4 protein-coding genes and 1 pseudogene are annotated in these 13206 nt (G+C 65.5%); 4 read left to right on the plus strand and 1 reads right to left on the minus strand.

Annotated features, from left to right (window positions below):
* Positions 1 to 61: 61 nt before the first annotated feature.
* Positions 62 to 380 (minus strand): annotated as a pseudogene (locus tag ACA097_RS19685) (transposase); the annotation flags it as partial.
* 385 nt (positions 381 to 765) lie between these two features.
* On the opposite strand from ACA097_RS19685, the gene ACA097_RS19690 reads away from it, so the two are divergent.
* The 4 genes from ACA097_RS19690 (at position 766) to ACA097_RS19705 (ending at position 13200) form a co-directional block, all read left to right on the plus strand.
* Positions 766 to 1023 (plus strand): carbon storage regulator, encoded by a 258-nt coding sequence (locus tag ACA097_RS19690; RefSeq protein WP_371365411.1) that lies wholly within the window; start codon positions 766 to 768, stop codon positions 1021 to 1023.
* A gap of 107 nt (positions 1024 to 1130) precedes the next feature.
* Entirely contained in the window at positions 1131 to 2828 is a 1698-nt protein-coding gene (locus tag ACA097_RS19695; RefSeq protein WP_371365413.1) for a ShlB/FhaC/HecB family hemolysin secretion/activation protein, read from the plus strand.
* Positions 2829 to 2860: 32 nt separating this feature from the next.
* Positions 2861 to 12799, plus strand: a complete 9939-nt coding sequence (locus ACA097_RS19700) for a hemagglutinin repeat-containing protein (RefSeq protein ID WP_371365415.1) — start codon at positions 2861 to 2863, stop codon at positions 12797 to 12799.
* On the plus strand, positions 12799 to 13200 hold the full coding sequence (locus tag ACA097_RS19705; protein ID WP_371365417.1) for a hypothetical protein: 402 nt from the start codon (positions 12799 to 12801) through the stop codon (positions 13198 to 13200). The genes ACA097_RS19700 and ACA097_RS19705 overlap by 1 nt, the downstream gene beginning before the upstream one ends.
* The last annotated feature ends 6 nt before the right edge of the window (positions 13201 to 13206 follow it).

The raw sequence follows: 13206 nt of genomic DNA on the forward strand, positions 1-13206 counted from the left end.
GCCAGAACACTCTCGAGTTGCCTCTCTCGCTCATCTGTCTCGCAAGGAGGGCCTCTGCGTTTTACAGGCGTACCTTCCTCGCAGCAGCCAGCAACTGTCGACGCGCCATCCATAGAGTCGACAGGGTGAACAAGGTGATCAGTTGCGCAGTGTTCTTGGCGAGACCTCCGGAAGCGCACCTTCACGTAACCTAGCTGGCGCTTGATCACTCGGAACGTGTGTTCGACCCTGGTCCGCACCTGCGCTTTTGACTTCTCGATCTTGCGCCTCACCTTGTACAGGGCACTGCGTTCGCTCAACTGTTTGTAGGTGCTGTGCCGGGCGGCGCTCTGCCAGATGATCTCACGCCCTGCATGCATGGAACGTTTCGACGAGCCGGACTGTTGACCTCTGCGAATTTGCAAAGCTTTCAAGGCCCGTGCCGCCTGGAACTTGCTCGGCAAGTTGAAACGGTTCAGGTCAGCCTTGGCTGCGTGTTTTCAGTATGCAAGCGAGTGTGCGATGTTTTGGGACAAGTCTTGTATTTCCCGGGGCCGAAAAGGCTTTTCATGGCCGCCACTTTGCTTGTGCCAAGTTTAGGGGGCTCTGCCAGGGTGACTAGGATCGGTCGCTGTGAGTATGGGATGGCATCCCCCACCTCTTCCGACCAGCAGGTTTTCCGGGCTGGAGGTGCCGCCATTGCTCTCTCTCTGATCCATGGCGGGTTGGCTGGTTGTGCCGTTCGCGGCAGGGTTTGTCCCTGCGTCACTCAAAGGAACTTTCATCATGCTCAGTCTGACCAGATGCGCGGGCCAGTCTATTCAAATCGGTGACAACACTCGTGTGAAGGTTCTGAGGATTGAGGGAGGCACGGTAGTACTGGGGATTCAAGCAAGCGACGATGTAGCCGTGCATCGACTGGAACTCTACCGTCGTCTAAAAGAGCCGGTGCCCAGCGTCACAGTTGTCGATCCTACAGGCAAGCCATCTCTTCGATCATCATTGGCTCGATTTTTCCGCCCGCGAAAAACGGCATCGCAGTAGCCAGGGGTATGGCCTCTGGTCGGCAGGCTTCTTCAAGACAAATCCTAAAGACCCAAACGAGCTAAGCCGCTTAAATCTCGTCGCTATTGCCGATCAAGGACGAAGGAATGCGCGCTTTAGCCCGGTTATTTTCCGCCTGCATCGTGTTGCTGGCTGCGGGCAGTCACGCAGCCCCTGTTATTTCAACACTGGCTGATCGCGAGATGCAGCGTGAGCGGCAGGAGCAACTCCTGCGCGAGCAGCGCCAGCGTCTGGAAGAACTCCAGCAACTCCCCGGCAAGGCCCCCACCGAGGCGCCGCCCCCTCCCGCGCCGGATACCCGCTGTTTCACCATCCGCACCATCACTCTCGAAGGTGCCGAGCACCTCGTCGAGCACGCCCGCGAAGCCCTGCTGGCGCCGTACCGCAACCACTGCCTGGGGGTGAATCAGCTCAACGAGCTGCTCAAGAGCATCACCGACCTCTACCTGCGCCATGGCTTTGTCACCACCCGCGCCTACTTGCCACAGCAGGACCTCTCCGGCGGCGAGCTGAAGATCATCGTGGTCGAGGGCCGCCTCGAAGGCTTCGACGAATCCGCGCTGGCCAGCTCCCGCGAAGTGGCCATGGGGTTCCCCGGCCAAACCGGCGAGATCCTCAATCTGCGTGAGCTGGAGCAACTGATCGATCAGCTCAACCGCTTGCCCTCGCGCCAGGCGCAAATGGAGCTGGTGCCCGGAACCGAGGTGGGGGGCAGCCGCGTGCAGCTCAAGGGCGAGCGCAGCAAGCCGTGGCGTGTTTCTGCCAGCCGCGACAACAACGGCGACGCCAGTTCCGGCGAGCAGCAGGCCGGTGTCGGGCTGGATTGGGACAGCCCGCTGGGGTTGGGCGATCAGGTGGGGCTGCGCTATGGCGAGGACGTGGTCAGCGACCACTGGAAGCACTCCGACAGCCAGAGCCTGTGGTACAGCCTGCCGTACGGGTGGTGGACCTTCACCTACAGCTACAGCCAGAGCTACTACCGCACCCGTAACGAGGGCACGGGCTTCGCCTTCGTCTTCGATGGTGAAAGCCGTAGCCATCAACTGCGCGCCGAGCGTGTTCTGCACCGCGACGACGTCAGCAAGACCGCGCTCAATGCCGGCCTCTCGCACCAGCGCTCGCAAAATTTCATCGACGACACCCTGATCGATGTTTCCAGCACGCACCTGAGCGAAGCCCAACTGGGGATCAACCACGGTCGCCGGGTCGGCTCGGCCTTCGTCAACCTCGATGCCGGTTGGCAACGCGGTGTCGGCGCCTTTGGCGCGCAGGACGACGACGATCCGCAGCCGGGCGACCCACGTGCGCGCTACGACAAATACAGCCTGACCCTCAGCTACCTGCAGCCATTCCGGCTCGGGGACGAGGCCTTCAGTTTCGAAAGCCTCGCCACCGGCCAGCACAGTGAAGACGTGCTCTATAGCCCGCAGCGAATCAGCCTCGGCGGCCTCGGTTCGATCCGCGGCTTCAAGGAGCAGAGCCTGTCCGGCGACTCCGGCTACTACTGGCGCAACCAACTGCGCTGGCGCCGACCGGTGACCTGGGCCGCGCTGCAGCCTTGGGTGCAGGAGTACGGCGTGGCTTACGCCTACGACTTCGGCGCCATCCGGCACGGCAGCTACAACCCCGACCTGCATGGCCGCTTGAGTGGTCATGGCATCGAGCTCAATGCCCGCGGCCAATACGCTTCGGCGTCGGTGACCTGGGCGCGCTCTCTGGAACGCCCGGACGTTCTCGATAAGCGCGAGCACCCGCTGTATTTCCGCGTTGACCTGTACTACTGACCCGTCGCTCTTTACACCGCTCGAGATTTCCCATGGACCTTCGCCACCCCCTGCACCAAGCCATCGCCAGCGCCCTGGCGGGCATTCTTTTCCTCAATCCTCTCGTGGCGGCGGCAGCGCAGTTGACGGTGGACGCAGCGGCGGGGGGCAACACCCAGATCGGTGCGGCGGGCAATGGCGTGCCGGTGGTGAACATCGCCACGCCCAACGGTGCGGGGCTCTCGCACAACAAGTTCAGCGACTACAACGTCGGCCAGCAGGGGGTGATCCTCAACAACGCCACCGGCAAGACGCAGGACACCCAGCTGGGCGGCATCGTCGTCGGCAACCCCAACCTCAAGGGGCAGGCGGCGCAGAAGATCCTCAACGAAGTCACCGGCGGCAGCCGCTCGCAGCTGCAGGGCTACACCGAGGTGGCGGGGCAGGGCGCGCATGTCATCGTCGCCAACCCCAACGGCGTGACCTGCAACGGCTGCGGCTTCATCAACACCCCGCGCGCCACCCTCAGCACCGGCACGCCGATCGTCAACGGCGGGCGGCTGCAGGGCTATGACGTCAACGGCGGCGACATCGCCATCGAAGGCGCCGGGCTGAACGCGAGCAACATCGATCAATTCGAGCTGATCACACGCAGCGCCAAGCTCAATGCCGACCTGCATGCCAAGCAGCTGACCGTGGTGACCGGGCGCAACCAGGTGGATGCGCAAACCCTGAACGCCACCGCCAAGCCCGACGACGGCAGCGGCAAGCCGCAGCTGGCCATCGACAGCTCGGCGCTGGGCGGCATGTACGCCGGCGCGATCCGCCTGGTGGGCACCGAACAGGGCGTGGGGGTGAAGCTGGCCGGCAACCTGGCGGCCAACGCCGGCGATATCCAGATCGACGCCAACGGCCAACTGAGCCTGGCGCAAACCGCCAGCGCCGGCAGCCTGCGCGCCAACGCCCAGGACATCGCCCTGCAGGGGCCGGCTTATGCCGCCGGCAGCGTGGCGCTGAACGCCGCCGGGCAACTGAGCAACAGCCACAGCCTGGCCGCCGGCCAGCGCATCGACCTGCGTGCCGCGCAGCTGAACAACAGCGGCATCGTCGAGGCCGGGGTCAATCCGGACAACAGCCGCAACGTCCAGGGCGACGTGGCCATCGCCAGCCAGACCCTGCGCAACAGCGGCAGCGTGGTCGCCAGCCGCAACCTCGATGTCACCGCCAGCGCCACCCTGGACAACCAGGGCGGCGCGCTCAAGGGCAACGCCGCCCGCGTGGCCGCCGGCACCCTCGACAACCGCCAGGGGCGGGTCATCGCCGACACCCAGCTGAGCCTGTCGGCGGCCCGCCTGGACAACCGCAGCGGCCAGGTCGTCGCCCGCGATCTGCAAGTGGGCGGCGGTCATCTGGATAACCGCCTGGGTCTGTTCTCCGCCGAGCAGGCGCTGAGCCTGGACCTCGACAGCCTCGACAACAGCGGCAAAGGCACGCTGGTCAGCAATGGCACGCTCCAGGCGCGGGTGAAGCAGACGCTCGACAACCGTGGCGAGGGCGTGCTCTCGGCCAAGGGCGACCTGGCCGTGCAGGCCGGCAGCCTGGACAACCGCGGCGGCGCGCTGGTCAGCGACGGCGCCGTGGGCCTGTCCGGTGGCCGCGTCGACAACAGCGCGGGTGGCACCGTCAGCGGTAAGCAGGGCCTGAGCCTGGCGGTAAACGAACTCGCCAATGGCGTGGGCGGCACCCTGGCCACCCAAGGTGAGCTGCGCGCTCGCGTGCAGGGCGCGCTGGACAACCACGGCGACGGCGCCCTGGTTGCCGGCAGCAAACTGGACGTCAGCGCCGGCAGCCTGAATAACCAAGGCGGCCTGCTCTCCAGCAACGGCCAACTGGTGCTCGCCAGCGGTGCGAGCGACAACCGCAACGGCAAGGTCCTCGCCCAGGGCCGCCTCGATGCCAGCACCGGCCACCTCGACAACCGCGGCGGCGTGCTCAGCGGCCAGCAGGGCCTGGTTCTGCGCGCCGGCGATATCCGCAACGGCCGCAACGGCGCCGGGCAAGCCGGCGGGTTGATCACCAGCCAGGGCGCGCTCGATTTGCGCGTCGGGCAGTTCGAAGCCCTCGGCGGCGGCGAAGTCTCCGCCAAGGGCGACCTGCAACTGACGGTCGCCACGCTGATCCAGCAGCAGGCGCTGCTGATCGGCGAAGGCAACGTCCGTATCGACCTGGGCCAGGCCGGCCAGCGCGGCGACTTCGACAACCGTGGCGGCCTGCTCAGCGCCGGCGGCCTGCTGCAGATCAACGGCCTCGGCCACCTCGACAACCGCGGCGGGGAAATCTCCAGCGCGCAGAGCTTCGCGCTGAAGGCCGGCGGCACCCTCGACAACGGCGACCAGGGGCGCCTCATCAGCGGCGGCCAACTGAGCCTGGACGCTGCCGCCCTGCGCAACGCCAACCAGGGCCTGCTCTCGGGCTGGCAAGGCCTGAGCGTCAACGCCGCGAGCCTCGACAACAGCGCCGGCGGCACCCTCTCCAGCCGCAACGGCGCCCTCGATGTGACACTCAGTGGCGCGCTGGACAACCGCGACCAGGGCGCGCTGGTCAGCCAGGGCAAACTGACCCTCGCGGCCGGCAGCCTGAACAACGCCGGCGGCATCGTCTCCACCCAGGGCGACCTCGGCCTGAGCCTGGCCGGCAACCTCGACAACCGCACCGGCGGTCTGCTCAGCGCCCAGGGCGCGCTGACCGGCAGCGGCGCCGCGCTGGACAACCGAGGCGGGCAGATCAACGGCCACGCCGTACAACTGACCGGCAGCAGCCTGGACAACAGCGGCGGCAGCCTCTCCAGCCAGGGCGCCTTGCGCCTGAGCCTGCTCGGCGCGCTGCTCAACGTCGGGCCGAATGCCAAGCTGGCCAGTGCCGGCCCGCTGCACATCAGCGCCGGCAGCGTCGACAACCGCGGTGGGCAACTGGTCAGCCAGAGCCTGCTGCAGGTGCTCGCCGGGCGTTTCGACAACAGCGCCGGCGGCACCCTCGCCAGCCAGGACGCCCTCGTCCTCAGCCTGAGCGGCGCGCTGCTCAACCGCCAGGACGGCCTGATCTTCAGCAAGGCCGGCACGCTCGACATCGGCGCGGTCAGCCTGGACAACGCCGCCGGCACCCTGCAGGGCCAGCTCGACAGCACCCTGCGCATCCAGGGCGCGGCCGGCAACCAGGGCGGGCACATCGTCAGCCAGGCCGGCAACCTCGACCTGCACAGCGCGAGCCTCGACAACGGCAGCGGCGGCATCCTCAACAGCGCCGCCGGCTGGCTGAAACTGGTCACCGGCTGGTTCGGCAACCACGGCGGCACCACCCAGGCGCAGGCGCTGGACGTGCAGGCCAGCGGCGGCATCGACAACCGCAACGGCCACCTCTCGGCGGTCAGCGGCGACAACCGCATCGTCACCAGCGACCTGAATAACCAGGGCGGCGGCCTGTATGCCGGCGGCCGGCTCAGCGTCAGCGGCAACCAGCTGTTCAACCAGGGCGGCAAGGTCGGCGCCGGCAGCCTCGACTTCAGCCTGGCCGGCGCGTTGAACAACCAGGCGGGCCTGATCGAAAGCAGCGGCTCGCTGAACATCCGCGCGGCCAGCCTCGACAACCGCGGCGGCGCCATTCGTGCCCTCGGCCAGGCGCCGACGCGCAGCCCGAGCCTGATGCAGATCGCCACCAGCGGCCTGCTGGACAACAGCCAGGGGCGCATCGAAGGCGCCACCCAGGACTTCGGCCTGTACAGCGCCGCGCTGCAGAACGCCGGCGGCAGCGTACTGCACGTTGGCAGCGGTGCCTTCGCCCTGGACCTGGCCCAGGCGGGCCTGGCCGGCGGCAGCTTCACCACCAACGGCGGCCTGAGCTACCAGGCGGCCAGCTGGACCAACCACGCGGTGATCCAGGCACGCGATTTCACCCTCAACGTCGGCACCCTGGTCCAGGGCAGCGGCGGCCAGTTGCTCGCCGTGCAGAACTTCAGCGGCAGCGGCGGCAACTGGAACAACGACGGCCTGATCGCCAGCGACGGCAGCCTCGGCCTGACCCTGGGCGGCAGCTACACCGGCAACGGTCGCCTGAGCAGCCTGGGCAACCTCGCCCTGGGCGCCGGCTACATCGGCCTGGGGGCGAACACCAGCATCGCCGGCGGCGCGACGACGACGGTCAACAGCAGCGGCAGCCTGGACAACCACGGCCGCCTCACCTCGGCAGGCGACCTGCAGGTGGGCGCCGGCACCCTGAACAACTACGGCACCCTCGGCAGCGCCGACCGCCTGCGCGTGGTGGCGGGCAACCTGCTCAACCAGGGCGGGTTGCTGTTCAGCGGTGGCGACATGGCGCTGCGCGTGGGCAGCTTCACCAACCGTTATGCCGACGTGTACAGCCTCGGGTCGCTGGATGTGGCGGCGGACGATGCAGGTAATTGGGCGGCGCGCCTGGACAACCTCTCCGGCACCCTGACCAGCGAAGGCGACATGCGCCTGAATGTCGGCACGCTGAACAACCAGCGCGTGGTGCTGGTGGTCGACAACGCCGGCAAGTACACCGCGCAGATCATCGAGGTGGACTGCTACAAGTACCTCAACGACTCCATCGCCGACTGCTCCGGCAAGCGCAACCACGTCTGGGAAATCACCGAGCGTGACAAGCTCGAAGTGCTGCAGGCCAGCGCCGCGTCGTCGATCAACGCCGGCGGCAACCTCAGCATCAGCAGCGACTCGCTGAACAACGCCAGCAGCGTGATCAGCGCCGGGCAGAACATCTACGCCAGCGTCGGCACCCTGACCAACCAGGGCGTGGTCACCGGCGAGACCGAAACCTTCCGGGTGTTCAAATCCGAGCGGACGCGCGACGCCTCCAGTTGGGTCAACGAAGCCAACGCCTTCACCGACCAGTACTGGATCGAGAGCCCCAACTACGTCAACGATCCCCAGGGCCTGGCCAATGCCCTGAGCCACTTCATCTCGACCACCGAAACCGACCTGCCGCAGTACGGCACCGTGACCCAGCTGGGCAGCGATGACCAGACCTACGCCGGCATCATCCAGGCCGGTGGCAACGTCAGCATCACCGCGCGCAACGAGATCAACAACAGCGTCATCCGCAACAACTACAGCTACGTCAACCCGGGCCAGCAGACCGCCAACACCGGCGTCGGTGCCAGCGGGGTGCAGACGGTGGTGCCGATCAACGCGCAACTGCCGCCGGAGCTCGCCCAGCAGCACGTCAACCCGCTCACCCTGCCGGGCTTCAGCCTGCCGCAGGGGCAGAACGGCTTGTTCCGCCTGAGCGGCCAAGGCGGCAGTGGCGGCAGCGCGGAAAGCGTGAATGGCGCGGGCAATGGCGCCCTGGCGGGCACCGGCAACGCGCTGTCGGTGGGCGGCCTGAGCGCCCAGCGCGTGCAGGGTTTGCCCAGCAGCGCGGCGCCGAGCAACAGCCACAAGTACCTGATCGAGACCAACCCGGAACTGACGAGCCTGAAGAGCTTCCTCAGCTCCGACTACCTGCTCGGGCTGCTGGGCTACGACCCGGACAAGTCGCAGAAGCGCCTGGGCGATGGGCTGTACGAACAGCGCCTGCTCCAGCAGGCGGTGGTGGCGCGCACCGGCCAGCGCTTCATCGACGGCATGGCCAGCGACGAGGCGTTGTTCAAGCACCTGATGGACAACGCCATCGCCTACAAGGACAAGCTGCAGCTGAGCCTGGGCGTTGGCCTTTCGGCCGAGCAGGTGGCGGCACTGACGCACGACATCGTGTGGATGGAAGAGGCGGTGGTGAACGGCGAGAAGGTGCTGGTGCCGGTGCTCTACCTGGCGCAGAGCAACAACCGCCTGGCGCCCAACGGCGCGCTCATCCAGGGCCAGGACGTGAGCCTGATCAGCGGCGGCGAACTGAACAACGCCGGCACCCTGCGCGCGAGCAACAACCTCAGCGCCACGGCGAGCAACCTCAGCAACAGCGGCCTGGTCGAAGCGGGCAACCGCCTGGACCTGCTGGCCCTGGACAGCATCCGCAACAGCGCCGGCGGCATCATCAGCGGCCGCGACGTGAGCCTCACGGCGCTGACCGGCGATGTGCTCAACGAACGCAGCGTCACCCGCATCGACAGCGCCCAGGGCAACCGCAGCTGGACGGCGAGCTTCGCCGACAGCGCGGCGCGCATCGAAGCAGCAGGGCACCTGGACATCAGCGCGGGGCGCGACATCAGCAACCTCGGCGGCGTGCTGCAAAGCCGCGGCGACCTGGCGATGAGCGCCGGTCGCGACGTCAACATCGCCTCGGTACAGGTGGTCCAGGGGCAGGTCAACGGCAGCCGCTCCGCGAGCCAGAGCGTCCAGCAACTGGGCGCGCAAGTCAGCGCCGGGCGCGACCTCGACATCAACGCCGGCCGCGACCTCACGGCCGTGGCCAGCCAACTGAACGCCGGCCGCGACGCGCTACTGAGCGCGGGCCGCGACGTGACCCTGGCCTCGGCGGCGAACGAGAGCCATCGCTACGGCCATACGAAGAAGGTGACGGCGCAGGAAGACCATGTGCAGCAGCAGGGCACGTCGCTGAATGCCGGTGGCAATGCGTATGTGGCGGCCGGGCAGGACCTGACGCTGCAGGCGAGCACGCTCAGCGCCTCGGGCGAGGCCTACCTGTATGGCGCGCGCGACGTGAACCTGGTCTCCGCGCAGGACAGCGACTACAGCTACTACCGCAAGACCAAGACCAGCAGCTCCGGGCTGTCCAGTTCCTCGAAAACGACCATCGACAGCAGCAGTAGCACGACCCAGGTCGGCTCGCTGGTGAGTGCCGACAGTGTGGCCATTCGCGCCGGCCAGGACATCGGCGTGCGTGCGAGCGACGTGGTGTCCACCCACGGCACCAGCCTGCTGGCCGGGCGCAACGTGGTGATCGACGGCGCCACCGATACCTTCGAGAGCAGCCACGCGCAGTCGAAGAAGAAATCTGGCGTGATGAGCAGCGGCGGACTGGGTTTCAGCGTCGGGACGGCCAGCACCAAGGCGACCCAGACCGAACACACCGAGCAGACCCGCGGCAGCACCCTCGGCAGCGTGCTGGGCAACGTCGATATCCAGGCCGGCAAGGACCTGACCATCCGCGGTTCGGATGTGGTGGCCGGTCGGGATATCAACCTCATCGGTCAGAACGTCAGCATCCTCGCCGCGCAGAACGAGAACCGCAGCGAGCAGACCCACAAGAGCAAGAGCAGCGGCCTGACCCTGGCGTTGTCCGGCAGCGTCGGCAGCGCGATGGATGCGGGCTACCAGACCGCCAAGCAGGCGCGGGAGGAAGACGATAACCGACTCGCCGCGCTGCAGGGCATCAAGGCCGGGTTGACCGGCGTGCAGGCCTTGCAGGCGGCGCAGCAGGGTGGCATGACCGCGGCCAACGCCGAGCAGTTCTTCGGCGTCAGCGCCTCGCTCGGTTCGCAGAAGTCCAGCTCGAAGCAGACCCAGGAGCAGAGTGTCAGCCAGGGCAGCAGCCTGACGGCGGGCAACAGCCTGAACATCCTCGCCACCGGCGCGGGCAAGGTGGGCGAAGACGGCGACATTCGTATCCAGGGCAGCCAGCTCAAGGCCGGCAACGACATGCTGCTGGCGGCCAACCGCGATATCACGCTGGAGGCGGCGGCCAACACCCAGAAGCTCGATGGCAAGAACAGCAGCAGCGGTGGATCGATAGGCGCCAGCGTCGGTGCGGGGCCGCAAGGCGCCGGGCTCAGCATCTTCGCCAGCGCCAACCAGGGCTCGGGCAAGGAGAAGGGCAACGGCACCACCTGGAGCGAAACCACGCTCGATGCGGGCGACAGGGTCAGCTTGATCAGTGGCCGCGACACGACGCTCAAGGGGGCGCAAGTCAGCGGCGAGCAGATCATCGCCAACGTGGGCCGCGACCTGACGCTGCAAAGCCTGCAGGACAGCGACTACTACGAGTCCAAGCAGAAGAACGTCAGCGCCGGCGGCAGCGTGAACGTGGTGGGCGCCGGCGGTGGCGGTGCGAACCTGAGCGCGAGCCAGAGCCAGATCGACTCCCACTACAAGAGCGTGCAGGAGCAGACCGGCCTGTACGCCGGCAAGGGCGGCTTCCAGATTGAGGTGGGCAACCAGACACAACTGGACGGCAGCGTGATCGCCAGCACCGCCGACGCCGACAAGAACCGCCTGAGCACCGGCACGCTGGGCTGGAGCAGCCTCGACAACAAGGCCGACTACACCAGCCAGCAGCAGAGCGTCAGCCTCAGCAGCGGCAACACCGGCAGCGGCGAATTCGTCGGCAACCTGCCCAGCGGCATGCTGGTGCCATACAACCACGGCGACAGCGCGAGCGGCACGACGAACTCGGCCATCTCCAACGGCACCCTCGAGATCCGCGACAAGGCCAACCAGCAACAAGACGTGGCCAGCCTGAGCCGCGACGTGGAACACGCCAACGGCAGCATCAACCCGATCTTCGACAAGGAGAAAGAGCAACAGCGTCTGCAGCAGGTGCAACTGATCAGCGAGATCGGCACCCAGGCGATGGATATCGTGCGGACGCAGGGGGAGATCAAGGCAGAGGAAGCGGCGCGCAAGGAACTGGCTAACGCCGGGAACCGCAATCCAACGGCGGACGAAATCCGTAACAGTGCGATCTACCAGCTAGAGATGTCGCGCTATGGAACTGGCAGTGACTATCAAAAAGCCGCCCAGGCGGTAACGGCTGCCCTCCAAGGGCTTGTGGGCGGCGATATCGGTTCGGCCTTGGCGGGCGCGTCCGCCCCCTACTTGGCTGGCGTCATCAAGGCGCAGGCGGGCGATAACGATACCGCGCGGTTGATGGCGCATGCGGTGCTCGGTGCCTTGGTCGCGCAAGCGCAGGGCAATGCTGCAACGGCCGGAGCGGCAGGGGCGTTTACCGGCGAAGCGTTGGCTCCGCTGATTGCACAGCAGCTCTACGGCAAGAGCAGCGGTGAGCTCAGCGAATCGGAGAAACAAGCCGTCGTAGCGCTTTCGTCTCTTGCGGGCGGCTTGGCCGGTGGCTTGCTTGAAGGCGATTTCGCAGGAGCCGTCGCGGCCGGAAAGGCCGGGCAAAACACGGTCGAGAACAACGAATTCGGGGGCAGGGTTTATGCCGATCGGATGTTCGAGGCCTATGTGCAAGGCGGCGGCTGTGGCGGCGCAGCACGCCAACAGTGCCGCCAGGAATACGAAAACAAGGAACTCGCCAATGGCGGACTTGAAGTCGCCCTCGCCTTTTCACTCTTGCCGGTAGCCATCGTAGGTGCAGCAAGCACGCCAGCAGTACTCGCTGCAGCCAGAGTGGCGGTAGAGGCATGCAAGCGGGACCCGATTCTGTGCGTTAACGAAACCAGCAATGCCGTCGGCAGCCTGGCCGTCGGTGAAGCCTTGCCCGCAGGGCTTGTTGGTACGGCGGGGGTAAAACTCACCCTCGAGCAGGCGCAGAAGGTCCGTATTGCGCAGGAAGTGGAAAAGCAGATGGGGCAGAAGCTCTCAGCGGATGCTTATGAGGCTATGCTGGGGGGCGTTCCAAAAGGGGCTGCGCCTGTTGTAACTGCCGAAGGAAAAATCGGTAGCTCTGTATTTACCGATGTCAACCAGACTGCCAGACCAGCGGCTCAAGCGAATCCTAATCAGCCGACATTGATTTCGGATCGAATAGATGCAAAGACAGCTACTAGCGGGAAAATCTATCCGAACGGAAATATGGCAGATGCCCACGCGGAAATTGGTGTTATTCAGAAGGCATTCAGTGAGGGGAAAACAGCAGGCTCGGATATGTCTATGACCGTAGTGGGTAAGGACGTTTGTGGATATTGCAGGGGTGACATTGCTGCGGCAGCTGATAAGGCCGGGCTGAAGTCTTTAACTGTTCAAGCCAAAGATGACATTACTGGGCTTCCAAAAACTTACTATTGGGAGCCTGGAATGAAATCTATTAGGGAGAAGCAGTGATGGTTGTACTTGGCGGGTACCTGACTGCTTGTGAACATGGAAGAGCTCAGTTTCCTGTGATATACGACCCAAGTGAGCACGAAGTTCTGTCGGCTCTTTCTGATCTACGTTATAGCTCTGGGGTTTTAAGTTTGCAGATTAGGCCGGCGCCTGAAGTTGGAGCATATGAAGTGGTGCTTCACTCAGAGGGTGGGCGTTTTCTTGTGATGCTTAGTCAATATTTGGAAGATGGAGAGCATGGAGTCTCTACAATAAGAGGAGGCGGGATAGGAAGTGGGTTGGTTAGTTTTTCTGGCGAAATGTATCCTGCACAAGCAATCACAGATGATTTTGATTTGGTGTGCAAAGCCTTTAAGAGCTTCTTGCAGTTAGAGACCCCCTCTCCTGATATCTGGGTTTGATTAATA

It is taken from the genome of Pseudomonas sp. QL9 (genome assembly GCF_041409665.1).
Classification (GTDB): Bacteria; Pseudomonadota; Gammaproteobacteria; order Pseudomonadales; family Pseudomonadaceae; genus Pseudomonas; species Pseudomonas knackmussii.